Raw genomic sequence first — 24,039 nt, 5'->3', positions numbered from 1 at the left:
CCATAGCGCCTGCGGGAGGATCGCGGCGCCGGCAATATGCAGCGGATGATCCCCGGAGAAGGCCGGCACGGATTGCGGCTGCGCGCCCCATAGTAATTGAATGAGGCCGCGTATCAGGATACCGAGGGCCAGGGTCACCAAGAGGCGGATGGACGGATCCTGGCTGCGGACGGGCGCAATCACCAGGCGTTCCAGCAAGCATACGATGAGCGTGGTCGCCAAGACGGCCAAGGGGATCGCCAGCACTAACGGCATGCTGAACGAGACTAAGCAAGTCCAGATCGCGATCAGTCCGATGACCACGAAATCGCCCTGGGCGAAGTTGATGACGCCGGTGCCGGCGTGCACGACGTAGAAGCACAGCGCCAGCATGGCGTAGATGCAGCCCATCATGATGCCGCTACCGAGGAGTTGCGGCACCATGGACAGGGTCTGCATCAGCGGGGCGCTCCGCCTAGGCCGGTGGTCATGGCGCCCAGGGGATGCGCGCACCATCCTTGTAGGTGCAGAGCGGGATCTGCTCGAGATGCGGACCGTTATGCCATTCGGGCGTGAAGACGTAGCGGGTGGCAATGCCGTCGAATGTCAGGTGGGTCAGCTTATCGTTCAGGTTCTCCCGGGTCAGTGGCTTCTTCTCCGCGGCGAGGGCCTGGAGGCTGGCGCCCACCATGCGCATCATGTCGTAGCCGTTGATGACGCCGTTGGAGAGCGGCTTCTTGAACCGCGCCTCGTAGGCGGCCTTCAGCACGGGTAGGTTCTTGTTGCTGGCGTCGTCCAGGCAGGCGTAGTCCCAAAAGACCACGCCGTTGATGAGGCTGCCGGCGAGCGCCTGGGATTGCGCGTCTGCCAAGCCATTGGGGCCGACGATCATCAGATCGTCCATGCCCAGCTGCTTGACGGCGCGGATCATGCCGTTGGTGGCGATGCCCTGGGTGAGTGAGAGCAGCGCGGTGGCGCCGTTGGATTTGATCCGGGTGAGCTGGGCGGTGAAATCCGTGTCGCCGTACTTGTATTGCTCACTATCGACGGCGGTGATGCCGTAGCTCGGCGCGCGGCCGGTGGCGTCGCGTGCGCCGTCCGTGCCGCCGGCATCGGCTAGGGCCAAGGTAGCTAGTTTCTGGTTGGGGCCACGATGCTTCTGAACCGCAGTCAGCAGCGCCTGGTTTCCCGTCTCCAGCGACGGGCCGACCCGGTAGTAATAGGCGAAATCGCTCGCCGTTAGCGCGGTGCCGTAGGCGATCGACAGTTCGGGTATTTTATTGGCGTCGGTGATCTGGCGAACCGCCATTGCAGCGCCGGTGGTGCTGGGACCAATGATCGCAAGCAAGTCCGGATCGCGCACCAATTCTTGGAACGCGATCACGGTAGGCTGAATGGATGTGCGGTCATCGCGAGAAACCGCCTCAAATTTGCGGCCGGCGATACCGCCCTGGGCGTTGAGTTGCTCCAGCGCCAGCATGGCGCCTTCGGCCGTGGGAATGCCGAACGAATCGGCCAGAGCGCCGGTCTGAGCCTGGACGATGCCGATCTTGATCGGTCCCTCCTGTGCGCTCGCCGTCCCGGCCAGTGCGCTGAAGGCAAGCGAGGCGATGGCGGCGGGCCACCAGTTCTTCTGCATGCTAGAATTCCTTCTCAGAATGGCCGGGCGCTGGGCTTTCGGGCGATAGGTCGATGACGATGCTCCGATGCCCCGAGATAGACGCGCGCGAGGCGCCAGGCACCAGCGAAACGGTGAGCTTATCCTGGATGAGGCATGGGCCCGGCACGGAGGAGCCGACCGGCATGGCCTGTAGCTCGTAGACGGGGAGGTCGATGGAACCGCCTGCCTCCTTCAGGAAGGCGGCCCGCCGCTTCGGCGTGGGGAGCGGAAGGTCCGATGCCGGCGCGGCTGCGTCGGCGGCATGGATTTCGGCGACGCCGATCGCCACCAGGTTCCATTCGGTGATTTCCACCGCGTCCTGCGGCGCGCGGACGGAGTAGTGCTGTTCGTGCAGCACGTGAAACGATTCGACGAGGAGCGCCAGGGCGGCCTGATCGCGGATATGCGCCTGGGGAAGCGGGGTGGTGAGCTGCCATACCTGACCCTCATACCGGGCTTCGGCTGTGAATTGTAGCACGCGCCGGGCCGCTGGGACGTTCATGCGGTTCAGATAGGCCACGCCCTCTGCCTCGAGCGAGCGCATCACCTGCTCGACCCCAGCATAGTCGAACCGGTCCGAGCTGGTGAACAAACTGCGGGCGAAGTTGAACTTGATGTCGCCCCGATCAATCCCAAAGGCGCTCAACACGCCGGCGGCGCGTGGGATGATCACCTGGCGCATCCCCAATTCTCGTGCGATGGCGGCGGCATGCAGGCCCCCGGCCGAGCCACCCGAGACCAGCACGAAGTCGCGGGGATCGACGCCGCGGCGCACCGTGATGTCCTCGATGGCACCGACCATGTTCTGCTCGATTGTGACGCAGATCAGGCTCGCCGCCTCCTCGACCGACATGCCGAGGCGATCACCGAGTTCGCGGGCGATCGCCTCGCCAGATGCCGCTCGCGAGAGCTGCATCTGGCCGTCGGCGAAACCGTCCGGCTCGAGCAGGCCGCGGGCCAGATTGGCGTCCGTCACAGTCGGCAGACCGCCGCCACGGCCATAGCAGGCGGGGCCGGGGAAGGCACCGGCGCTTTCCGGTCCGACATGGATGAAGCCGCCGGCATCGACGCGCGCGATGGAGCCGCCGCCAGCCCCGATGGTCAACACTTCAACGGAGGGAACGCCGAATAATTCGCCGCCGATCGAGCCTTCGCGATGCATCGGGGTGCGCCAGGCGGTGGTGACGCTGACGTCGAAGCTGGTGCCGCCCATGTCCACGGTGATAATGTTGCCGTGGGGCACGCCCTCCATGCGCGCGATCTCGCTGCCGGCATGGGAGATGGCGGAGGGGCCGGACATGCAGAGATAAACCGGTTTGGCCATGACCTCCTCGATGGCGGTGCGGCCGCCATTGGAGGTGATGAAGCTCAACACGCCATCGAAGCCATTGGATTCCAGCCGCTGACGGATTTCGTTGACGTTGCGGTAGACGATCGGCTTGAGCGACGCGTCGATTGATGAGGCCGAGGCGCGGCGGTATTCACGAATGGTCGGGTGGACCATGTGACCGAGGCTGACCGGAATCTCCGGCCAGTCCTCCGCCAGGATGGCGCCGATGCGCAATTCGTGCGCTGGGTTGGCGATTGACCAGAGCAGGGAGACGGCGACGGCTTCGACGCCCAGTTGCTTCATAGCGGCGATGGCGGCGCGAACGCCGGCCTCGTCCAGCGGCGTTTCAATCCCGCCCTCGGCGTTGATCCGCTCCCTTATGCCGAACGTCAGATGGCGCGGGACGTAAGGCGCCGGGAAGTCGACCCATAGATTGTACGTGTCGGTCTTGCCGCCTTCGCGGATGAGCAGGGTGTCACGAAATCCGTCGGTGCAGAGCAGGCCTGTCCGGGAGGTCTTGCGTTCTAGGATGGCATTGGTGGCCACGGTGGTGCCGCAACTGAAGCTGCGGCACTCGCCGAGCAGCGTTTCGAGTTGGGTGCCGCGGCGCTGGGCGATCATGTCCAGCCCGTTGAAGATGCCCCTGGAGATGTTGCCCGAGGTGGTCGAGGATTTGTAGGTTTCGATGGCGCCCTGGTCGTCTCGAACCACGAAATCAGTAAATGTCCCGCCGATATCGAGGGAGATACTGTGGACGCTCACGCTTGGAAACCTTGGGCGGCGCGCAGTTTCTGGCGTTGCGCTGCCGTGGCGGCGTCGTCGACGATGAAGTGTTCGCCATCGCGATAAGCAATGACCCCGTAGCCGTCCACGGCGCGTTCGCTGGTGATCCAGCCCTGCTGCAGCCGCGCCGCCACCAACGCCGGGTCACGATCCAGCGGGTTGCCGAAGCCACCCCCGCCGCAGGCTTGAGAGACCAGTTTTTCGCCGGTGTGCAGGACGGCGTCGAGAAACGGCGGCAGTTCGGTCCGCAGGCCGTTGGTGTCAATCTTCCAGGTCCGGTTTTCGCCGCCATGAACGCCGCCACCGGTGCCTGCGGGGGGGTGGTCGCGGCCGCCTGAATTGCTGGTAAAACGCAGGTTGTCCTGGCGAGCGCGGTAGACGCATAGCGCGCCGGGTCCGCCGTCCCATTGGCCGGGACCGGCGGAGTTGATGGCGACCTCCAACCGTTCAACGATGATGGGTTGCTGCTGCTCCACCACCTCGACGCTCGCTTGGTTGAGCACGCCGGCGGCGCCGCTGCCCCCGTTGGTGACCCAACCGTCGTGGCCGTAAACGCCACCGCCGCCCCAGTATCCCATGATGATCTGGTTGGCGAAGGCGCGGTTGCCGTGCCTTGTATCGCGGCCGGATACGACGGCGCAGGACGCGGGGTTGCCGACCGTGCTGAACCCGGCGCCGAGCCTCGGCATCACTTCGGCGAACAGCGACTGCACCAGGGGGGACAGAACCTGGCACAAATTGGTCGTGGCGGCTGAGGTTGCCGCCGGAAAGCGTGGCTTGCCGACGGCGGCGCCCTCTCGCATCAGCAGCCGCACGCGTTTATAGGCGCCGGTGCAGCGGGGAATGTCCGGGCCGAGCATGCTGAGCACGCCATTGCGACAACTTGCCGTGGTGGTGCTCTCGCTCATGTTGATCCCGAGTGCCAGATTGTCGACGTTCTGGCGCAGATCGATCTCGATCATCGCGGCCGCCGGGTCGACGGTGAGGATAGCGCGGACTGGAATACCGGGGCCGCCGGGTATGACGCCGTCATGCCAGGCCTCTTTCTCGACGCGGGCGGCAGGCAGCTTGCGGATCGCCTCGATCGCCATGCGTTCGGCGTAGTCCTGATACTGGTCGAGGAAGTCGAGGACGGTAGTGCGGCCGTAGCGTTTGCAGAGTTCCTCGATCCCGCGCTCTCCGGTGCGGACGGCCGCGAGGCAGGCCAGGTAGTCGCCATAGAATTGCGATGGTGCCCGGATGTTAGCCTGGCAGATGTCGATGACTTCCTGCACGTCCTTGCGGCTACGCTGGATGCGGACGCAGGGGAGGATCAGGCCTTCCTCGTACACGTCTCGCGACAGCGGGCCGTACGTGGTGGGCGTGGGGAACCCCATATCCGCCAAATGAGCACGGGCAATGGTGTAGAAGATCAGCTTGCCCTCGAAGAAGACGGGGGCGCACAGGGTGAAGTCGCCACAATGGGTGTTACCGTGGTAGGCGCTGTTGTTGGCGAAGCAGTCGCCCGGCTCGATGTCTTCGCCGAATTTGTCGATGACGGCGCGGGGAATGAGGTCGATCGCGCCAGCATGGACGGGCAGGCCGACGGCGGCGCTGACGTTCTGCAACTTGCTATCGGTGATGCTGCAGGTGAAATCCTTGGCAGTGTTCAGCACGCCGGACCGTCCGGACTTGAATAGGGCGTTCACCATGTCGCCGATGATCGCCTCGAACCGGCGGCGCAGGACCACCATGGTGAACATGTCTACGGCGCCGGGTTCGACCGACTCACCATTCGTCGCCACCATTCCGAGCACTCCGCACTGCAACCCCGCATCAACGGGCGCTGTGGAGACGATGTTGAGAAGGTGGTGCAGAAAGTTCTACTGCGAAATCTCTATCTAGTCATAAGATAAACTTATGCCGGTGACATTGCGTCAATTCGAGGTGTTTCGCCTGACCATGCAGACGCGCAACCTCACCGAGGCCGCGCGGCTGCTGGGGATTTCGCAACCGGCGGTGAGCCAGCTGCTGCGGGAATTGGAGAACCAGCTGGGGCTGGCCCTGTTCGTGCGAATCGGGAGCCGCATCAGTCCGACAGGGGAGGCACATAGCCTCTTGCCTGAGGCGGAGCGATTGTTGCGTCAGCTCGGGACTGTCGAAAGCCGCGCGGCGGAGTTGCGGGATACGGGCGCAGGGAGCCTGCTGCTGGCGTCCATGCCAAACGTGGCGGCGTGCATCATTCCGCGGGCGTTGGCCGGTTTTACCATCGAGCGGCCACGGGTACGGGTGAGCCTCAATGCTTACGTGATCCGCGAAGTTGTTAGGCAAGTGCGACAGGAGGGTGCCGATCTGGGGTTCCTGTATGCGCCGGTGGAGGACTCGGCGGTAGCGGCGGAACCGATCCTGAAATCATCAATGGTCTGTGTGCTACCGACCGGCCATCCGCTGTAGCGGCCCCGATGATCTTTGCGGCCGATCTGGAGAAATACACCATGATTCTGCTGGACCCGATCAACACACCCGGACTGCACCTACGGCGGCAGTTTGAGGATGCCGGGATCCGCGTAAGGCATTTGCTGGAGACGAATTTGTCGTTCGCGGCGTTGGAGATGGTTCGTGCCGGGCTTGGGATTTATATTACGGACCCAGTGGTGTTGTTGTCCGGACTAGGCGAGGGGCTGGTGGTGCGGCCCATGACTCCGTCGCTGCCGGTGACCCTGGTGGCGATTTACGCGCGCCACCGGCCCGTGCCGCGCCCGGCGGTGCGGTTCATGGCGCATCTGCGGCTGGCAATTAGGCAATCCTGCGAGACGCTTCGTTCGATCGACTGCGAGGCGTCGGCCGTGTAGGCGAGCGATTACCCATGGGCCGACTGAATCTGTACTGCCGCGGGTCGTGTCTAATTGCTCGACGCTGTTGACGCCAAGTCGACCGCTCAGGTCGGTAACGAGGCTCCCTATACCACCGGCTTCCTGAAAGGCTGACACGCGATAAGTCCCATTCCCGCGTCTCCATCGATGGATCCGGGTGAAAACCTGCATCACCTCCAGCACCCGAAACTTCAAGGGCCGTATGGGCAGTTCTTTGACAAAGACCTGCCGGCGTTGCCGTTCGACCTGAAGAAGGCCAACGCGATGTTGGTTAGCCCGTGGGATAGTCCTTCGGCGAGGGAGCAGTTCCTGACGTATTCGGAGGACACCAGCAGTCTCCGTACATTCCGCTTCCAGGCCAAGTTCTGCGCATGTATGAAGCTTCCGTCAGCAGTTGCACCTGGCATCACCGCAACGGCAGTGCAGCTATCATCTTGAGCAATCAACCGGGCGCGGAGTGCTGGCCATTCCGCGAGCTTGAGCACTTCGGTCCGCGCATTCAACAGCACCACCTCTTCGAACGGGACGTCAGCGCCTCGGGCGATACCCTGTATTTGATCGATATAGGGTCCGTCAAAGTCTCGGATGACCGAGAGGCATGCACCATGGAGATGACCCGTGCTTGATCGATCCTGACGCGTACCGGTTGGCTACTGTAATGGCCAATACCCTTGCGGATCCGTGAGGCTGCCTGCTTCTCATACTGTCGGCTGCGTTCATCCGGACCGCTTGAATGGAACAAACCTGGCCGTCCGGGATACCACATTGTCTGCTCGGCTCTTTGTCCTTCCACCCGTTGTCGCAGGCCTTCCCACCGACCCGCCCGTGGCTCATCTCCGCGAGAATGTGCCCTAGGGTTGGCAGACTCTTGGGATCCACGTGGCTTTTCTCCACGCCAAAGCCAGAACGGATCAGCGCGCGGGCGCATTGGAAGTAGACCCCCTGGACGGGGATCACCATCACGGGTGCGTGGAGACTTGCCGTCTAGCGCGAAGGACATGAGCAACGCCGGGTCATTTGCGATGGCGGCCCGGCCGTTCTCCCGCATGGCGTTGCCGATGCCGGGTACGAGGAGCATAAGCCCCACGCGTGGTCGCAGGTGACATTGCGAAGGTGATCGATCCTGCTGTTGCCGCGGCGGTCGGGCAGCAGCAGTGTCCGAGGGCTCTCGACGCGCACGAAGCCCGGCAGGTCACCTCGTGGGGAGCAATCCAGACCTTCGAGGCCGGACATTGCCAGCGGCAGAAAAGGCGCGGCTTCAATGAAACGCTGGGAATAGGGAATGATGTGGTCGGAGACCTCGGCGATAGCGGCCTCTGCAACCGCCTCGGCATCACTGTAGATTTGCTCCAGCTCCGCAACCGTCTGGATGACAGCCATCATATCCCTCATCCGAATAGCCCAACAGTGAGCGCTGCGAGATGATGTTCGCTTCAATCAAATTGAGGGCGGGCACGACGACGAAATATTCAGATGAACTTCCTGCAATGTGGCACCTCCCAGTTGGCCCCTGAAAGACCCAATTCTCACTACAGCGTGAGTACCGTTACATGATCTCACACGCTCGCCGATGGCTCTTATGCGCCAAGTCTGCCACGGTCCCCCAACGAGTAGCTGCCGCACACATGTCAGCAGTAGATGAGCGGCGCACGGGTGATTCGGCGGATTGTCTTCCACGGTTGAACCAAAAGGGGTGAGCGGAATGGATGAGAAAACACCGGGGCCGAGTCGCAGGGGCCTTTTCCGCGGAGCGATCGGCCTAGCCGCAGTTCCTGTCGTCGTGCACGCCGCGGCCGTGACCGACGTAAACCCACCTCAGGCGGTGGTGCCCACAGGTCCGTCACCCCTGACGCTCAACGTGAATGGACGCGACTACCGCCTCGTGCTCGACGGCCGTACCTCGCTCCTCGACGCCCTACGGGAGCACATGGACCTGACTGGCCCGAAGAAAGGCTGCGACCATGGCCAGTGCGGGGCCTGCACCGTGCATCTCGACGGCGAACGCGTGCTCTCCTGCTTGACGCTGGCGGTCGCGGTGCACGACTGTCCAGTCAAAACCATCGAGGGGCTGGCCGCCGCCGATGGCCGGCTGCACCCGATGCAGCAAGCCTTCATCGACCATGATGGGTTCCAGTGCGGCTACTGTACGCCCGGGCAGATCATGTCGGCCGTCGCCTGCGTGAACGAAGGCCATGCCACCACGGACGACGACATCCGCGAGTATATGAGCGGTAACCTCTGTCGCTGTGCGGCCTACCCGAACATTGTCGACGCCATCAAGCAGGCGCGCGATCAGATGGAGCGCGCGTAATGCGGCCGTTCTCTTACGCGCGCGCCCCAGATCTGAGCCAGGCCGTCCGCCTGGGGCAGCATACCGGGCAGGGGCAAACCGATGCGCCCGTTCAGTTCCTCGCCGGCGGCACGACGCTTTACGACCTGATGAAGCTCGACGTCATGGTGCCCGAGCATGTGATCGATCTGACACCGTTGCGCGGGGGGCATGCTTCGATCACGCCAAGCGCCGACGGCTTGCGCCTGGGTGCGTTTGCCAGGATGGCGCAGGTGGCGGCCCACCCTGTTGTCCGCGCCGACTATCCTGTCCTGGCGGAAAGTCTGCAACTCGCCGCCAGCGCACAAATCCGCAATATGGCGACCCTGGGCGGCAACGTCCTGCAGCGGACCCGTTGCACCTATTTTCGTGACCCGAGTTGGGCCGCCTGCAACAAGCGCAATCCAGGATCCGGCTGCGCAGCGGTTGATGGGTTCAACCGCAACCACGCCGTCCTGGGCACCAATGCCAGCTGCATCGCGCAATACCCGGGCGATTGGGCGGTGGCACTGATGGCGCTGGAAGCCGAGATCGATCTGGTTGGTCCTCTCGGAGCAAGGCACCTGCCGTTCGCCTCACTACACCGCTCTGCCGATAAGCAACCGCACCTCGAAACCAATCTGCGTCCCGGTGAGGTCATCACCGCTTTTTTCATCCCAGCGACTGCCTATGCGCAACGTTCTGTCTACGTGAAGGTGAGGGACCGTGCCTCATACGAGTTCGCCATCGCCTCCGCGGCCGTCGCGCTCGAAATGGACGGAGACATCGTGCGCCAGGTCCGCATAGGACTCGGTGGCATGGCCTACCGTCCTTGGCGGGCCCACAACGCGGAGACGATGTTGACGGGCAAGCCCCTGACCGATGCCGCGGCCGAAGCTGCCGGACAGGCGGCGATGGAAGGTGCCGTTGGCCGTGGCCAGAACGACTACAAAATCGCGCTGGGGCGTCAGACCATTATGCGCGCCCTCATGCAGGCCAAAGCGATGCCAGCCCCAAGCAGGAAGGCTTAACATGACGATAGATCCCGCCATCCTGTTCGGCACGCCAACTCCCCGCGTCGACGGTGTCGCGAAGGTGACTGGCGCTGCGCGCTACGGCTCGGACGAGCCGCTGGCCAGCCCGGCATTCGCCTGCCTCGTCACCAGCGACATCGCGCGTGGCCGCATCACTGGTTTCGATCTCGGCGCGGCAAAGGCGGTCCCGGGCGTGCTGGACATCCTGACCCACGACACGGTCGGCAACCAGGTGAAGACGCCACCTGGGCCGGATGGTGGTCCTACGCCAACGACGCTGGAAAGCGACCGTATCTGGCATGACGGTCAGATCATCGCCATCGTCGTAGCCAACACGTTCGAAGCCGCGACGGAGGCGGTCAGTCGGGTGCGGGTGAGCACAGTGTCCGAGCCGCCGACCGCCAGCTTCGACTCGCCCGGGACCGAGGTGAAGGCGGTGGCAGCGGCCCGGAACGGCTCAGCTCCGAAGGAGGATCAGACGGCGAAGAAGGCGGCCGCCGATGCGGCCTTCGCGGTCGCCCCGGTCAAGGTCGACGCCCGATATGCGACGCCGCCCCAGCATCACAATCCGATGGAGCTGTTCACGACCACCTGCTCCTGGGATGGCCCGAAGCTCACGATCTACGAGCCGTCGCAGTTCATGTGGGGCTTGAAAAGTGCGGTGGCCCGGCAGCTTGGAATCGACCCCTCAGATGTGCGCACGGTCTCGCGCTTCGTCGGTGGGGCGTTCGGCTCGCGGGGCAACGTGACCTCGCGGACCGCCTGGGTTGCGCTTGCCGCCAAGCGCCTGGGCCGCCCGATCAAGCTCGTGCCGACGCGCGCCCAGGGCTTCACGATCGCCACCTTCCGCGCCGAGACGCGCCAGCATGTTCGGCTCAGTGCCACCGCCGACGGTAAACTCACCTCCGTCTTCCACGAGGGCTGGGAAGTGAGCTCACGGCCGTCCAGCTATAAGGTGGCGGGAAACAAGGCGACATCGCGGCTCTACGCGGCACCCTCCATAGCGACAGCCGTGAACGTCGTGCATGCGGACCGCGCCACTCCGGGGTTCATGCGAGCGCCGGCGGAGACCCCGTATATGTTCGCGCTGGAGAGCGCGATGGACGAGTTGTCCTACATGCTCAACATGGACCCGATCGAGCTGCGCCGGGTCAACGACACTCAGACAGATCCCGTCTCCGGCCTGTCGTTCTCCTCTCGCCTGCTGATGCCTTGTTTCGACCAGGCAGCCGAGAAATTCGGATGGAAACAACGCAATCCGAAGCCGGGCTCGATGCAGGACGGCGCCTGGTTAGTCGGCTACGGCTGCGCGACCTCGTTCTACCCCAACAACATCGGCCCCGCTGCGGCGCGCATCTCCCTGATGGCATCCGGACGAGCAAACGTCGCGATGGCAGCCCATGAGCTGGGCACTGGTGCGTACACCACGATTGCCATCACGGCGGCGCATGCGCTCGGCCTCAAAGTGGTGGACGTCGCGGTGCAACTCGGCGACAGCGACCTGCCGCCTGTTCCCGCGGCAGGGGGCTCGAACAATGCTGCATCGACCACACACGCCGTCGTCAAGGCGTGCGAGGAGGTCAGGCGCCGACTGGCTGAAGCTGCCGTGGCCGCCGAGGACAGCCCGTTCCATGGTGCTGATCCGGCGACGCTCACCCTGGTGGAAGGGAGACTGCAAAATGCCAATGGGCAAAGTGAACCCCTGAGCCGCGCCGTGCCACGGACAGGTGGGCGCCTGGAGGTATACGCCGAGAACCTACCCGCAGGCTTGCCCGCGAGTGCGATGGCGCAGCTCTATGACGGCCGCGCGATGATGAGCCGTGGCGACAGTCGTAAGGACGTCACGGCCTACGCGTTCGGCGCCCACTGCGTGGAAGTTCGCGTGCACAGCTTAACCCGCGAGATACGGGTGCCTCGTGTCGTTTCGGCTTTTGCATCGGGGCACATCATCAACCCAACTACTGCGCGCAGCCAGTACATGGGCGGCATCATCTGGGGCATCTCGTCCGCCCTGCACGAAGCCACCGAAGTGGACCCGGCATCCGCCCGGCTGATCAACACGAACCTTGCCGACTACATGGTTCCGGTGAACGCCGACATCCCGTCCATCGAGATCATTATGGTTCCGGAGGACGACAGGCGGGTTAACCCGCTCGGCGTAAAAGGCATCGGTGAAATTGGAATCGTCGGCATGAACGCGGCAGTGGCCAACGCAGTGTTCCATGCGACGGGAAAGCGGTTGCGTGAACTTCCGCTCCGCGCAGAGCATCTTCTCTAAAGGGCCGCAACGCATCCATGGCTCCCATTCCATCCAGTCCAAGGCTTCTGGACGGAATGGGTCAGTTGCGTCGAGCGCCGACCGGGTCAGGCTGCCTGGAGGACTTTCCAAACCGCCTCGGGCGTGGTGGGAATATCGATTTTCTTGCCGCCAAGCGTGACGATGAGCGCCGGCGGACTGCCCACGGCCCCCGCCCCTCCGGCGCATTTGACGACCGCGGGTTGCTGACGCATGGAAGCTCAATGAGCTCGGCTGCCCGCCGCAGCGCGTAGTCAATGAAGCCGCCAGACAGCAGCCAGCCGGACGACTTGTCGTACCCAGTGCGCTCCGCGACCACTTGACCGCAACCTTGGGGCAACGCCGCCATGGACTTGCCCCACGCACCATCCTGGTCATCAGCGGCCGCTTGCGGCCGTCACGTGTTTGAGCTCGACAAAGTCATAAAGCCAAATCCGGTTGCGGCGTTCTGGTCGCAACCGGATCAGGACACGCTATGTTGCGGCGGTCGAAATCTCCTCACCGATCAATGGTCCATCATTAAGACCAGCTGACATGACATGAGACCCATTCTTGATCATGCGGCCCAGGATCAAGATGGAAAGTAATGCCGTCGCTCCAGAAATGGACACGTAGGCGCCGGGCATCGCCTTATTCCCCGTAGCATGAATCAACGCCGTCACAACGGCAGGCGTAGTGCCACCGATGACCGTTGCACACGTATACGCCATCGAGAAGCATGCGGTGCGTACATCATCCGGCAGGACTTCTGCAAGATAGACGATTAGGGCACCATTGTAGCATCCATACATGAAACTCAGCCAAAGTCCGGCTGCCACAAGGTTGCGGAAAGAAGGTGAGTGAACCAGCCAGGACATCACCGGATAGGCCGTCAGGATTGCCAACACGGTACAGCCGATGAGGATCGGGCGCCTGCCGATCCGGTCTGAAAGCGCACCGCTCACCGGCAGCCAAAAAAGGTTGGATATGCCGACGCATAACGTCGCCATCAAAGCCTCGTTGGATGTAAGGTTCAGGACTTGTTTGCCGAATGTCGGTGTGTAGACCGTGATCAGGTAGAATGACACAGTCGTCATACACACCATCATCATGCCAATTACCACAATCTTCCAATGCACCGCGAGGGCACGGCAGACCTGCGTAATGGTTGGATTACGTTTCCGCGAAGCGAAGGCTTCCGTCTCCTCGAGCGACCGGCGGAGGACAAAGAGAAGCGGCACAATCGCGCATCCGATCAGCAAAGGGATGCGCCAGCCCCAAGACGTAATGCTTTTTGGCGAAAGGAAATGCTCCATCGCAACGCCGATCAGAGCCGCAGTGATGATTGAGACCTGCTGGCTGCCGGATTGCCAGAAAACGTACAAGCCTCGTTTACCAGGTGGGGCGATCTCAGAAAGATAGACCGAAACGCCACCGACCTCGGCGGCTGACGAGAACCCCTGGATTAGCCGGCTAAACAGGACGACCAGGGGAGCGGCCAAGCCGATTGAGGCATAACCAGGAAGAAACGCAATGATGACGGTTCCAAATGATCGCCGATAGCTGGATTCCAGTCGACGGCCACACTTTGAGATCAAGCTGACGCGGACTTTCCCCCGCTGCTTGACGCCATTGGTAAGCCACACACTTCGTATTCGTTCATCATGCCAGAGCGCCTCGCGTTGACGGATCCTTCGAAGCAGGTGACCGAAATGGTCGGCTCTGAACCTTATCGCTTCATAGCATCAGAGTACAATTCGGGCAGCGAAGTCGTTTATGATAAATTCGAAGGCTACCGTCCCGGTCAAGAACCAGCTGGATTGGGAATTGGCGGTAAGATTGCTTATCCAGCGCGCTGAATGGCTCATAATTCCAGATCCTGCCACGGCGCATGCAGCCTTGATCAACGGTGAAGTCGACTGGTGGGTCAGCCCGCTAAACGATTACAACCGACGCTGTCGAAGAACAAGGATATCATTCTTACCAATGCCGACGCGGCTGGCACAGTGGGGATGATGCGGCTGAACTGCCTCCAACCGCCCTTCAATGACGTGCGTCTGCGCCTGGCCGTTCGCCTCGCTGTGCAGCAAGACAGCTACATGCGAGCCTCTCAGGGGGACGACCAATCGCAGTGGGGCGGATGTCGAAGCCTTTGGCCGCAGCACACGCCATATTACGCTGACGCCGGCGACGTGGTGATGCCCGGCAATATCGAGAAGGCTCACGTAGCGCTTACAGACGCAGGCTGTGGTGGGCAGCGGGTGGTTGTCCTGAGTGCAACCGATGTTCCAGTACAAAACGCCTTTGGACAGGTCACGGCGGATTTACTCACGCGGATTGGTATGAAGGTTGATCTTCAGGAGAGTGACTGGGGCACCGTCGTACAGCGGAGGACGAACCAAGATACAATTGAAAAGGGCGGTTGGAGCGTATTCCACACGACAGGGAGTGCTGTGGGTCTCGGTTCCCCCGGTATCACATACGTTCAACGTGGACAGGGTCCGAGCAACTCGTCGAGGCATGGCTCGAAGCCCCGGATGAGGCTGGCCAGATCAAGGCGGCAGATACACTGGGCGGTCTATCGTTAGATGGCGCGGCCACAATACCTCTTGGGCGGTTCAGTCCGCCACACGGCTTACATTACTGTAAGCGCATAACGGGGGTCCTCAGCGGATCAATGTCATATCCTTGGAACTTGCGCCCCGCCTAGCTGGGGCATTTCGATAAGGCTTCGTTGCTTGAAAATGATCGACCCTGAATCGCTGCATCTGCCTGCCGCACCCCCTTCCCGAACTCGCCCTCCAGTACCTCTGTATAGTCACGTCCTCCCAGGCGACCCCGCTGCCATGGAGCAGGCATTCGACGCAGCAGGATGGGGTAACGCTTGGCGAAATGGCATCTACCACTATCACCACTTCTACAGCGTCGCACACGAGGTACTGGGTATCGCCGCCGGCCGCGTCAGCGTCCGATTTGGTGGCCCTACAGGTGTTGAGACAACTCTGATGGCAGGTGATGTTGCCGTGATCCCGGCCGGTGTGGCTCACTAGAACGCGGGGGATGACGGATCCCTTATGGTGGTGGGCGCCTACCCGGGCGGCGCTCAGTTCGACACGCTCCGCGGCGACCCAGCCGAGTATGAGGCCGCCGCTCGCCGCGCTGCTGCCGTTCCGGTGCCAAAGCGAGCCCGCGCCCGGGAGTGACGCCCTGCCTCGCCTTTGGACGCGCGCCTCGTGAGTTTGCGGTGGGCGGCGGTCGCACTCCTGGTGCTGGCAGGTTGCGTCAACTGCATTGACCGCTCGGCTGTGTCGATTGCCTTGCCAGCCATCCGGGTAGAGCTTCACCTGTCCGAAGGCCAGGCGGGCCTCCTCCTATCGGCATTTGCCTGGAGCTACGCGGTTGCCCCGGCTGCCGGAGGGGAGTCCGGTCGACCGAGCCGGTGCACGATGGGCGCTCGCCGGAGGCCTCGCGGTGTGGTCCACGGTGCAGGCCGCCAGTGGGCTGGTCGGCAGTCTGGGCCAATTCATCGTCGCTCGGATCGCCTTGGGTTTGGGCGAGTCGCCAATGTTCGTCGGAGGTGCCCGCGTGTGCGCGGACCGTTTCCCACCCGAAGCTCGTGCTCTGCCCCTAGGGCTTGTGAACGCATCCGCATCTCTAGGACCGGCGCTGGCACCTCTGCTGCTAACACCGCTGATGATAGTGGCCGGTGGCGAGCAAGCTTCATCGCACTCGGCCGTCTGGCCTCTACTGGTACTTGTACGGGCAGCCATCTATCGGACGCCACAGCAAAGCGCCGAGGCTGCCCCTCGCATTGCTGGTCCGGCTGTTTGGCTGACCCTGCAGCGACGACGGTCCACCTGGGGGCTGCTGGGCTTCGCAGGTACGGTGTACATCACGTGGTTGTACGTCACTTGGCTACCTGGCTATCTCGTCGGCCGCTGGGGCCTTCCACCGGAGAAGGCCGCACTTTGGTCAGCGGCGCCACAATTGGCAGGACCATCGGGGCAGTTGGAGTGGGTTGGCGGGCAGTTGCCTGGCCGGAATGCCCTCCCTCCGCAACACCCAGGCAGCAACCGAGGCCCTGTTAGCCGGCAGAGACTGCCCGCCTGGCCGGGAAAATCCGAGAGAGTGCCAACCCCTGCGTTTACGGCAATCAAGCCCGAGACGGCGACAAAGGAACATTGGAATCGCCGTTCCGGCCAGTCCGCACCAGTTCATGTGGGAAATCACGGCTAGGAAAACGCAGGCTCTCAGCACGATGCGGACGGCAACCCGGCTGGCGAAGCTGCTCACCGCCCACGCTGATCCCAGGATATAACCGCCCCGTGCAGGTAGAGGACTCACCCGCCGACATGCGCGTCCTCCGGACGCAGCCAGATGCCGTCAACTCCGGCCGCCGTGCCTTTCGAGCCTGTGACCCTGTTTAGTCATGCCGCCTGGGCGGCCTGGATCGCGCGCCAGACCCGCTCAGGCGTGCAGGGCATGTCGATGTGGCGAATGCCGTAGATCGATAGCGCGTCGACGACAGCCCCCATCACGGCGGGCAGCGAGCCTGCGCAGCCGGCCTCGCCACAGCCTTTTACACCCAGGCTGTTGGTGGCGGCTGGAGCCGGGCGAAAGCCGAGCGCCATCGGCGGGCCGTCGACGGCTCGTGGCATCGCGTAGTCCATGAACGAACCGGTCACGGGCTGGCCTTGCGCATCGTAGAGCGTGCGCTCCAGCAGCGCCTGGCCAATGCCCTGCATGACGCCACCATGCACCTGGCCCTCCACGATTAACGGGTTGATGACTACGCCGAAGTCGTTGATCATCGCATAGGCCACCACTTGCACCACACCCGTTTCCGGATCAACTTCCACCTCGGCGACATGGCATCCGTTTGGGTAAGAGGATGGCGGCGTGGTGATGCTTAGCGAGGCATCCAGCGTCTGCGGCAAGTCCTGGGGCAGCGCCAACCCGGCGTGGATGCGGGCGGCGATATCAGTCAGCGCAAGCTGCCGATCAGTACCGGCCACGGAGAAATGCCCGTCCGCAAATTCGATATCGACCGCGGCGGCCTCGAGCATATGTGAAGCGATCTGCTTGCCCCGAGCGATGACTTCGGCGCAGGCCTGCAACAACGCCTCGCCCGACGCCATCATCGATTTGGAACCGCCAGAGCCGCCGCCACTAATCAGTTGGTCACTGTCGCCTTGCACTAAGCAAATGCTGTCGAACGGCACGCCGAGCCGGTCCACTAGCAACTGTGCGAACGGCGAGGCGTGGCCCTGCCCGTAGTCGAGGGTGCCGGTGATCATTGTGATCGACCCGTCATCTTCAAACCGGATACCGCCCATCTCCTGTCCGGCCGGCCCGGTGCTCTCCAGGTAGCTAGACACACCTAAGCCTCGCAGCCGGCCATTGGTGGCGCTATGCCGCTTGCGCTCGGCGAAGTTGTCCCAGTCGGCAAGTGCTAAGGTCTCAGACAGCACGGCGCCGAAATCCCCGCTGTCATAGGTAAGCTTCGACGGCGTCTGATATGGAATGGATTCGCCAGGAATCAGGTTGCGGCGGCGTAGTTCGACCCCATCAATCCCCAGTTCGTGCGCCGCAAGATCAATCAGCCGGCCCATATAGTAATTTGCTTCCGGACGCCCGGCGCCACGATAGGCGCCGACCGGAGTGGTGTTAGTCAGCACCGCCTTCGTCGCGACCTCGATCAGGGCGGTGCGATAGGTGCCAATCAAGTTCTTCACCGCGTTGGTGGTGCCGATCTGTGGCGCGGCCATGAAGGCGCCGAGGTCGGAGAGGCCGGTCAGGCGTACGGCTAAGAATCGGCCATCCGCGTCCAGTGCTAGTTCGGCAGTCATGTCTGCGCCACGGCCGTGATTGTCGGACAGAAAGCTTTCAGACCGGTCATCGGTCCATTTCACCGGCCTACCCAGGGCGCGGGCGGCATGCAGGATGCAAATCTGCTCCGGGTAGATTTGCCCCTTCATGCCAAACGAGCCGCCAACATTGCCGGTGAGTACTCTGATCGTCTCCGGCGGCGTCTTCAGAACGCGGGCGAGCGACTGGCGCATGCCAAACACACCCTGGCTGGGCGTGTGCAGAGTCCAATGGCCGGCCGCTGGGTCGTGGATAGCGACCGCGGCACGTGTTTCCATCGGGTTCACTACGACGCGGTTGCTCAGGATGCGTTGTTTCACCACGTGTGCAGCCTTGCCAAAGGCGGTGGCCACGACGGCGCTGTCGCCGAATTGGAAGTCAATAACGACATTGCCGGGACAGCTGTCATGTAGTTGCACAGCGCCAGGTGCGACAGCTGCGGCGCAGTCGGTTACAGCCGGTAGCTGTTCAATATCAACAACGACAGCCTCGGCAGCGTCCTTCGCCTGCCACCGCGTCTCCGCCACGACGCACGCGATGACCTCGCCGACATAACGCACCCGATCCTGCGGCAAGGCTAGGCGCGGCGGCGGCTGAAACGGTGTACCGTCGCGGTTGGATACCGCTTGGCCACCGGCGGTGATCGCTCCGTAAGACGCCAAGTCTGCCGCCGTGTAGATTGCGCGGACGCCTGGCATGGTGGCGCAGACCGCCGCGTTGATCCCGCGGATATGGCCGTGAGCGTAGGGACTGCGCACCATGACAGCGTGAAGCTGATGGTGGATGTCGACGTCGGCGGTGTAGCGCCCCTGTCCGCGCAACAACCCGTGATCCTCCTTGCGTGGAACGCGCTGGCCGATGCCGAAGGAGGGGATCATCATGGCACCATTGTTCATGTGCGTTCTCCTGGCTGTTTCCGCGCCCCGTCTGGGGAGGGCGAACGCTAGACCAGGACTGCGGGCGATGAAAGCGGCGGTCCTGCGCACCAACATCGTGCGACTGAGTTCCGCCGCTTCCTCGACCGCATCGAAGCCAACGTGCCACCCGACCTGGACGTCCATCTGGTGATGGACAATTACGCCACCCACAAAACGCCGCATCCGCGCTTGGCTGGCGCGCCGGCCGCGCTGGCACGTGCATCTGACGCCCACCAGTTCGTCCTGGCTCAACCAAGTCGAGCGGTTCTTCGCCCTGCTGACCGAAAAGCAGTTGCGCCGCGGCATCCACCGCAGCGTCGCCGCCTTGCACGAGGCGATTGCAGCCTTCATCGACCAGCACAACACAAGCCCCAAGCCGTTCCGGTGGATCAAATCCGCCGACGACATCCTGGCCAGCATCGAACGCTTCTGCACCTTCAATGCTCAGTCAGAACCATCAGCCTGACCCAGCGAACTTCTGGTTCAGGACACTAGACGAAATGTCGGACGCGACTTCGCTGCGCCGTTGTTCCCAAGCATCTCTGACAATGCATGGCGAAACTTCGGTTGGGTAGCATCCGCTTCGCCACCAGCCTGGCCGTCACAGCATCGGCATGCCACCAGTGACGGGGATCAGCGCGCCTGACATATAGCTCCCCTTCCGGGCAGCGAGGAGGACGTAGGCCCCAGCCAATTCGCCTGGCTGGCCGGCGCGGCCGGGCGGCGTGTTCTGTCCCAACTTCTCCATCTGTTCGGACGACTTCGCGATCGGCTGGATTGGCGTCCACACCGGTCCTGGCGCTACACAGGTCACCCGGATGCCCTGAGGCGCGAGCAGATTCGACAAGCCGATGGTCAGACTTGCAATTGCGCCGTTCGTTGCCGCGTAGACGATCATACCTTTACCTGCGACTTTGGCTTGCACACTCGTCGTGTTGATGATGGACGCGCCGGGTTTCATGTGCCTGGCGGCAGCTTGGACCAGCCAGATCAGCTCCAGGGGCTCGGCCTCACGATCGGCAATCTCGGGTGGCAGGTGCCCCAGGACGAGATGGATGCAGCCAGCCGGCGGGCGCGCCTCGCAGCGCTTGCCAGGCTCCGGGAGGAGGCGGCCGACGCAGCTTCCACCTTGGGCTTGTCGATCGCCGGCTACCAGGACATCGACCTAAGGGGCGGTGCCGTTCCCCCAACGCCGTTCTATGCTCGGCCGCGGCCGATGATGATGGCGGCTATGGCAGCGCCGATCGCGACGCCGGACGCCCAGAACGTCACCCAGACCGTGGCAGCGGATGTTTTTTTGCGGGTCGCGGCCGCCGCTCAGTCTCAGAACCACTCATCTTTCATTGATCCACATTGGCCTCAATGCCAACGCGGGCTGCGGCGGCGCGCAACCGTTTGTCTCGGGTCCATAGTTGCGCGCCCAAGGTCAGGGACGTTGCCGCGAGCAAGTGCGCGTCGATGTAGCCGATCCCAAAGCCAAAGAGGGCGTGCTGGTCAATGAAGCCATGCACCTCCTCATCAGTGGCGACCAGCGCGCCGGGTAAACCCCGGAGCGAACTTAAAATGACATCACGCTGCTTGAGGTTTCCCAACGCCAACTCGCCGATCACAAATGAATGCGCGAGGATCTGCCGGCGTTCCAGTAACGTGGCGAGGCTCAGATCATTTTGGCGCAGATGATCAATCCAGACCGACGTATCGACCAGGATCATTCAGCGTCTGTTTGACGCCGCGGCGCGGCACTCGCTCGCGGTTCAGTTCCGCCGAGACGGGCCAGACGGGATGCGCTTTCCCGCTCGATCAGCGCTTTAAGCGCCTCCCGGATCAGCGACGTTTTCTCGGTCAAACCGGTATATGCCTGAGCTTTGGCGACGAGATCGTCATCGAGAGCGACGGTTGTCCGCATGATCGGCCTCCATTCAGGCACGACTTATAGCATCAAACGATGCCTTGGCCAGTGCCTGGCAAATGGACGACGCTCTAGAACGAAGCGTCAGGCGTGCCGGTAGGAGTACGGTGGTTTCGGAAGGCGGGCGGCATGCCACCATCGACGCTTGCACCATCATCGAGGCCGTTGTCTGGACGATATTTATCGTTTGCAGAACGAGAGGAGATTGCAATTCAGCATGCCCAGGGTGGGGGTGTTCGACAGATTGCGCGGCATATGGGCCGGTCGGAATCGACGATCTCGCGAGAGCTCCGTCGAAATGCTGCCACGCGCGGTGGCGAGTTGGAATACCGGGCGAGCACTGCACAATGGCATGCTGAACGGGCGGCTCGGCGCCCAAAGCCTGCGAAGCTGGCAGTTAACGCGACGCTGCGGACCTATGTTCAGGATCGATTGGCTGGCATGGTTGTGGCAGCAAGCGGTGCAGCGGTTCCTGGACCGACGGTGCCTTGGAAAGGGCGCCGACATGGCCCGCGGAAAGATCGACGATGGGCCTTGGCGTGGAGTCCAGAGCAGATTGCCCACCGCTTACGGCACGACTTCCCTCACGATGAGACGATGCGCATTAGCCACGAAGCCATTTACCAGTCGCTTTACGTGCAAGGCCGCGGAGCTCTGCGTCGCGAGCTGACGGCCTGTTTGCGCACCGGGCGAGCATTGCGCCTACCACGGGCGCGCAGCCGTGGGCGGGGCAAGTTGTTCATTGTGCCGGAGATCATGATCAGCGAGCGCCCGGCGGAGGTAACTGATCGGGCTGTACCAGGCCACTGGGAAGGCAATCTCATTTTGGGTTTGGAGAGTTCCGCGATCGGCACATTGGTCGAGCGCACAACGCGGTTTACAATGCTGCTGCACTTGCCGCGGATGGCGGAGCACGGCATTGGGGTTCGCGTGAAGAACGGCCCCCCGCTCGCCGGACATGGCGCCGAAGCTGTCCGCGACAGCATCGCCTACACGGTCAGCAGCTTACCCGAGCAACTCCGACGATCGCTGACCTGGGATCAAGGGGCAGAGATGTCACAGCACGCACGGCTGAAGATCGACACAGGCCTGGATGTCTATTTCTGCGACCCACATAGCCCGTGGCAGCGTGGTACGAATGAAAACACAAACGGGTTATTGCGCCAGTTTTTCCGAGGGGCACCGATCTGAGTGCCCATAGCAAGAATGCTCTCCAGGCCGTGGCGTTGGCCCTCAATACCAGACCTCGCAAGACCCTTGGCTGGAAAACACCCGCCGAAGCGTTTGACGATTACCTGCGGTCGGCTCACATGTGTGTTGCGACGACCGGTTGAACCTAAGCTGCGTTAATTCGGGACGCGTTTTGGGCCGATGGCATAAAGTCCGATAGGAGACCAGAGTTGCTTTGACAATGATCGTGGGAACTCACCCATTCGTGCACTGCGCCATGCATGACGCCTCTACCGGATCGGAAAATAACTCGCCGAACAAAGGCCGAATGCCAGCAAAATTTATGGCAGGCAATCGCAGGTGGGCAGATCGTTTCGAACGCAGCTTTTATCACCGGCATTACTGTGGCGCACCTGTCCGAGCGCATCACCCAATCGGCCGCCAGTCCTGTTGAGGAGTTCAGACGTTCGTTTGGTCTTCCTCGGGCGGAGTGTCGTCTGGTCCGTAATAAAGCTTCGCGCACTCCTTTTCGAGCACGCCGCCGATCATCGACATGTCATCGCGGTATGCGTCGCGGATAAAATCGATGGTGTTCATGTGGCGGTCCTCGAAATACATCCTGTGCACAGAGTCGCGTCCCGCGCCGAACACGACCTTCCCGATGCTCGTCCATATAGACGCCATGGAGCACATGCCGCAGGGCTGCAGAGTCGAGTAAAGGGTCGCGCCCCGGAGATCATCGCGGGAAAGGCTCTTACATGCCCTACGTATGGAGACCATCTCGGCGTGCGCAGTTGGATCGTGGCGTGTTCCGACCTCGTTGTGGCCCTCCCCGACAATCTGGCCATCCAACACGATGACGCAGCCGATGGGCGACGCTCCTTGCACGCCCTCGGCCGATGTCGCGATTTCCAAGGCGCGCCTCATGTATCCGATATCCGCGTCAGTGGCATTTTTCAATTAGTCCATCCTCATTCCATCGGTAGGTAAAGCTTGAGCGTCGGCCCCTCGTGAACTGGGGGAGGACTCTACTAGTCTATGTGAAACACCACCTTGACGCAGCCGTCCGCCTTGTCGCGAAACGTCTTGTAAAGCTCAGGTCCGTCGGCCAGATTGGCGGTTCTATGGGTAATCAGGAACGTCGGATCGATTTTGCCTTCCTGGATTAGTCTGGTCAGCGGATCCAGCCAACGGAGCACGTGGGTTTGTCCGCTCCGCAAGGTCAAACCCTTTTGGCCGACGGCGCCCATGTTGACTGGGACTGGGCCGCCGTAAACGCCTGGGACCGACACAATGCCGGATGACCGGACTGCTTGAATCGCCTGTTCCAGCGCATACGGCCGCTGGGCAGACGATAGCTTCTCTTGAACGGTGCTAAGAATGCCGAGCATGCCGTGCCCGGCCGTGGCTTCCATGCCCACGCAATCGATCACTGCATCCGGCCCCTCGCCGTTTGTGATGTCCTTGATGCGGGCGACGACGTCTTCTTCCTTCAAGTCGATGATGTCCGTGGCGCCTGCCTGGCGAGCCAAGGCGATGCGCTCCGGCACGGTCTCAATGACGATGATGCGTTCCGCGCCCATAATCTGCGCCGATTTGATGGCGAACAACCCGACGGGTCCGGCGCCCCAAATGGCAACGGTTTCCCCGCCCTTGATTTCGCAGTATGCTGCGGCTTGCCACCCGGTCGGCAAGATGTCACTGAGGAACAGGGCGTGTTCGTTGTCCATGCCATCCGGCACCTTCATTGGTGCCACATCGGCCATCGGCACGCGAACGTATTCGGCTTGACCGCCCCAATAGCCGCCCGTGATGTGCGCGTAGCCGAACAATCCGGCCGTCGGGTAGCCGAACATCTTCGCCGACATCTCGCCGTTGCGATTGGACTTCAGGCACGAGGCCCAGTTGCCCATCTTGCACTGGCGGCATTCGCCGCAGTTGATGTTGAAGGGCA

General features: G+C 62.5%; 21 protein-coding genes and 4 pseudogenes. 12 read left to right on the top strand and 13 right to left on the bottom strand.

Annotated elements, in window-relative coordinates:
• The 4 genes from GSQ76_RS15610 to GSQ76_RS15595 form a co-directional block, all read right to left on the bottom strand.
• Window positions 1–438 (bottom strand): branched-chain amino acid ABC transporter permease (locus GSQ76_RS15610; RefSeq protein WP_174247360.1); only part of this gene is annotated, 438 nt, incomplete at its 3' end.
• Window positions 439–466: 28 nt separating this feature from the next.
• Entirely contained in the window at window positions 467–1,618 is a 1,152-nt protein-coding gene (locus tag GSQ76_RS15605) for an ABC transporter substrate-binding protein (protein ID WP_158744902.1), read from the bottom strand.
• A 1-nt stretch (window position 1,619) separates the two neighbouring features.
• Entirely contained in the window at window positions 1,620–3,731 is a 2,112-nt protein-coding gene (locus GSQ76_RS15600; protein ID WP_158744900.1) for a hydantoinase/oxoprolinase family protein, read from the bottom strand.
• On the bottom strand, window positions 3,728–5,539 hold the full coding sequence (locus GSQ76_RS15595) for a hydantoinase B/oxoprolinase family protein (protein WP_216851082.1): 1,812 nt from the start codon (window positions 5,537–5,539) through the stop codon (window positions 3,728–3,730). Before GSQ76_RS15595 ends, GSQ76_RS15600 begins: the two co-directional genes overlap by 4 nt.
• A gap of 112 nt (window positions 5,540–5,651) precedes the next feature.
• On the opposite strand from GSQ76_RS15595, the pseudogene GSQ76_RS32695 reads away from it, so the two are divergent.
• Window positions 5,652–6,583, top strand: a pseudogene (locus GSQ76_RS32695) (LysR family transcriptional regulator).
• 392 nt (window positions 6,584–6,975) lie between these two features.
• On the top strand, window positions 6,976–7,230 hold the full coding sequence (locus GSQ76_RS31145) for a hypothetical protein (RefSeq protein ID WP_216851081.1): 255 nt from the start codon (window positions 6,976–6,978) through the stop codon (window positions 7,228–7,230).
• Between the two features lie 358 nt (window positions 7,231–7,588).
• On the opposite strand, the gene GSQ76_RS31140 is transcribed toward GSQ76_RS31145, so the two are convergent.
• Entirely contained in the window at window positions 7,589–7,987 is a 399-nt protein-coding gene (locus tag GSQ76_RS31140; protein ID WP_216851080.1) for a hypothetical protein, read from the bottom strand.
• Between the two features lie 319 nt (window positions 7,988–8,306).
• Here GSQ76_RS31140 and GSQ76_RS15575 point away from each other — a divergent pair, with 319 nt between their 5' ends.
• The 3 genes from GSQ76_RS15575 to GSQ76_RS15565 are packed head-to-tail and all read left to right on the top strand — an operon-like array spanning window position 8,307 to window position 12,224.
• Window positions 8,307–8,915 carry a (2Fe-2S)-binding protein gene (locus GSQ76_RS15575; protein WP_158744895.1) on the top strand — a complete coding sequence of 203 codons (609 nt, stop codon included), beginning with the start codon at window positions 8,307–8,309 and terminating at the stop codon, window positions 8,913–8,915.
• Window positions 8,915–9,943 carry a xanthine dehydrogenase family protein subunit M gene (locus GSQ76_RS15570; RefSeq protein ID WP_158744893.1) on the top strand — a complete coding sequence of 343 codons (1,029 nt, stop codon included), beginning with the start codon at window positions 8,915–8,917 and terminating at the stop codon, window positions 9,941–9,943. Before GSQ76_RS15575 ends, GSQ76_RS15570 begins: the two co-directional genes overlap by 1 nt.
• A gap of 1 nt (window position 9,944) precedes the next feature.
• Window positions 9,945–12,224: a xanthine dehydrogenase family protein molybdopterin-binding subunit gene (locus tag GSQ76_RS15565; protein WP_158744892.1), complete on the top strand. Its 2,280-nt coding sequence runs from the start codon at window positions 9,945–9,947 to the stop codon at window positions 12,222–12,224.
• 86 nt (window positions 12,225–12,310) lie between these two features.
• Here the strand turns inward: GSQ76_RS15565 and GSQ76_RS15560 are convergent, their stop codons facing one another.
• Both GSQ76_RS15560 and tcuC read right to left on the bottom strand, forming a co-directional pair.
• Entirely contained in the window at window positions 12,311–12,457 is a 147-nt protein-coding gene (locus tag GSQ76_RS15560) for a hypothetical protein (RefSeq protein ID WP_158744890.1), read from the bottom strand.
• 258 nt (window positions 12,458–12,715) lie between these two features.
• On the bottom strand, window positions 12,716–13,867 hold the full coding sequence (tcuC, locus tag GSQ76_RS15555) for a tricarballylate/proton symporter TcuC (protein WP_158744889.1): 1,152 nt from the start codon (window positions 13,865–13,867) through the stop codon (window positions 12,716–12,718).
• Between the two features lie 18 nt (window positions 13,868–13,885).
• Between tcuC and GSQ76_RS15550 the strand changes: the two genes are divergently transcribed.
• The 4 genes from GSQ76_RS15550 to GSQ76_RS32685 all read left to right on the top strand — a co-directional run bounded on the left by GSQ76_RS15550 (window position 13,886) and on the right by GSQ76_RS32685 (window position 16,457).
• A complete protein-coding gene (locus GSQ76_RS15550) occupies window positions 13,886–14,080 on the top strand; it encodes a hypothetical protein (protein WP_158744887.1) in 195 nt (64 codons plus the stop codon).
• Between the two features lie 63 nt (window positions 14,081–14,143).
• Window positions 14,144–14,809 (top strand): ABC transporter substrate-binding protein, encoded by a 666-nt coding sequence (locus GSQ76_RS32690; RefSeq protein ID WP_158744885.1) that lies wholly within the window; start codon window positions 14,144–14,146, stop codon window positions 14,807–14,809.
• 492 nt (window positions 14,810–15,301) lie between these two features.
• Window positions 15,302–15,424, top strand: a complete 123-nt coding sequence (locus GSQ76_RS32350; protein ID WP_256366988.1) for a hypothetical protein — start codon at window positions 15,302–15,304, stop codon at window positions 15,422–15,424.
• A gap of 178 nt (window positions 15,425–15,602) precedes the next feature.
• Window positions 15,603–16,457, top strand: a complete 855-nt coding sequence (locus tag GSQ76_RS32685; RefSeq protein WP_408836702.1) for an MFS transporter — start codon at window positions 15,603–15,605, stop codon at window positions 16,455–16,457.
• A 191-nt stretch (window positions 16,458–16,648) separates the two neighbouring features.
• Here the strand turns inward: GSQ76_RS32685 and GSQ76_RS15530 are convergent, their stop codons facing one another.
• On the bottom strand, window positions 16,649–18,967 hold the full coding sequence (locus tag GSQ76_RS15530; protein WP_335904905.1) for a xanthine dehydrogenase family protein molybdopterin-binding subunit: 2,319 nt from the start codon (window positions 18,965–18,967) through the stop codon (window positions 16,649–16,651).
• A 108-nt stretch (window positions 18,968–19,075) separates the two neighbouring features.
• Between GSQ76_RS15530 and GSQ76_RS31870 the strand changes: the two are divergent.
• A pseudogene (locus GSQ76_RS31870) lies at window positions 19,076–19,472 on the top strand (transposase); the annotation flags it as partial.
• Window positions 19,473–19,607: 135 nt separating this feature from the next.
• On the opposite strand, the gene GSQ76_RS15520 reads toward GSQ76_RS31870, so the two are convergent.
• Window positions 19,608–19,991 (bottom strand): SDR family oxidoreductase, encoded by a 384-nt coding sequence (locus GSQ76_RS15520; protein WP_256366989.1) that lies wholly within the window; start codon window positions 19,989–19,991, stop codon window positions 19,608–19,610.
• Between GSQ76_RS15520 and GSQ76_RS32680 the strand changes: the two are divergent.
• Window positions 19,968–20,288, top strand: a pseudogene (locus GSQ76_RS32680) (SIMPL domain-containing protein); the annotation flags it as partial. The gene GSQ76_RS15520 and the pseudogene GSQ76_RS32680 overlap by 24 nt on opposite strands.
• A 58-nt stretch (window positions 20,289–20,346) precedes the next feature.
• On the opposite strand, the gene GSQ76_RS31865 reads toward GSQ76_RS32680, so the two are convergent.
• Together GSQ76_RS31865 and GSQ76_RS15505 are read right to left on the bottom strand one after the other, a co-directional pair.
• Complete coding sequence (locus tag GSQ76_RS31865; protein WP_158744875.1) at window positions 20,347–20,718, bottom strand: type II toxin-antitoxin system VapC family toxin; 372 nt, start codon at window positions 20,716–20,718, stop codon at window positions 20,347–20,349.
• The gene (locus tag GSQ76_RS15505) at window positions 20,715–20,912 is read right to left on the bottom strand and encodes a type II toxin-antitoxin system VapB family antitoxin (RefSeq protein WP_158744873.1); all 198 of its coding nucleotides are present in this window, start codon (window positions 20,910–20,912) and stop codon (window positions 20,715–20,717) included. The genes GSQ76_RS31865 and GSQ76_RS15505 overlap by 4 nt, the downstream gene beginning before the upstream one ends.
• Window positions 20,913–21,044: 132 nt before the next feature.
• Between GSQ76_RS15505 and GSQ76_RS15500 the strand changes: the two are divergent.
• Window positions 21,045–22,249, top strand: a pseudogene (locus GSQ76_RS15500) (IS30 family transposase).
• A 295-nt stretch (window positions 22,250–22,544) separates the two neighbouring features.
• Here the strand turns inward: GSQ76_RS15500 and GSQ76_RS15495 are convergent.
• Together GSQ76_RS15495 and GSQ76_RS15490 are read right to left on the bottom strand one after the other, a co-directional pair.
• The gene (locus GSQ76_RS15495; RefSeq protein WP_254070432.1) at window positions 22,545–23,045 is read right to left on the bottom strand and encodes a nucleoside deaminase; all 501 of its coding nucleotides are present in this window, start codon (window positions 23,043–23,045) and stop codon (window positions 22,545–22,547) included.
• Between the two features lie 71 nt (window positions 23,046–23,116).
• On the bottom strand, window positions 23,117–24,039 hold a 923-nt coding region (locus GSQ76_RS15490; RefSeq protein ID WP_254070431.1), incomplete at its 5' end, for a zinc-binding dehydrogenase.

Origin of the sequence: Acidisphaera sp. L21 (assembly GCF_009765685.1) — a bacterium.
Taxonomy (GTDB): Bacteria; Pseudomonadota; Alphaproteobacteria; order Acetobacterales; family Acetobacteraceae; genus LMUY01.
The sequence above is the reverse complement of the archived record's forward strand: the minus strand, read 5'-3'. Positions and strand labels throughout refer to the sequence as shown.

Bases quoted from the DNA above. Each gene is read 5' to 3' on its own strand.
- GSQ76_RS31140 (WP_216851080.1), bottom strand. From the start codon at position 7,987: ATGATGGCTGTCATCCAGACGGTTGCGGAGCTGGAGCAAATCTACAGT.
- GSQ76_RS15550 (WP_158744887.1), top strand. From the start codon at position 13,886: ATGCCAGAGCGCCTCGCGTTGACGGATCCTTCGAAGCAGGTGACCGAA.
- GSQ76_RS31145 (WP_216851081.1), top strand. From the start codon at position 6,976: ATGTATGAAGCTTCCGTCAGCAGTTGCACCTGGCATCACCGCAACGGC.
- GSQ76_RS15565 (WP_158744892.1), top strand. From the start codon at position 9,945: ATGACGATAGATCCCGCCATCCTGTTCGGCACGCCAACTCCCCGCGTC.
- GSQ76_RS31865 (WP_158744875.1), bottom strand. From the start codon at position 20,718: ATGATCCTGGTCGATACGTCGGTCTGGATTGATCATCTGCGCCAAAAT.
- GSQ76_RS15505 (WP_158744873.1), bottom strand. From the start codon at position 20,912: ATGCGGACAACCGTCGCTCTCGATGACGATCTCGTCGCCAAAGCTCAG.
- GSQ76_RS15570 (WP_158744893.1), top strand. From the start codon at position 8,915: ATGCGGCCGTTCTCTTACGCGCGCGCCCCAGATCTGAGCCAGGCCGTC.
- GSQ76_RS15605 (WP_158744902.1), bottom strand. From the start codon at position 1,618: ATGCAGAAGAACTGGTGGCCCGCCGCCATCGCCTCGCTTGCCTTCAGC.
- GSQ76_RS15560 (WP_158744890.1), bottom strand. From the start codon at position 12,457: ATGCGTCAGCAACCCGCGGTCGTCAAATGCGCCGGAGGGGCGGGGGCC.
- GSQ76_RS15595 (WP_216851082.1), bottom strand. From the start codon at position 5,539: ATGGTGGCGACGAATGGTGAGTCGGTCGAACCCGGCGCCGTAGACATG.
- GSQ76_RS15530 (WP_335904905.1), bottom strand. From the start codon at position 18,967: ATGATCCCCTCCTTCGGCATCGGCCAGCGCGTTCCACGCAAGGAGGAT.
- GSQ76_RS15575 (WP_158744895.1), top strand. From the start codon at position 8,307: ATGGATGAGAAAACACCGGGGCCGAGTCGCAGGGGCCTTTTCCGCGGA.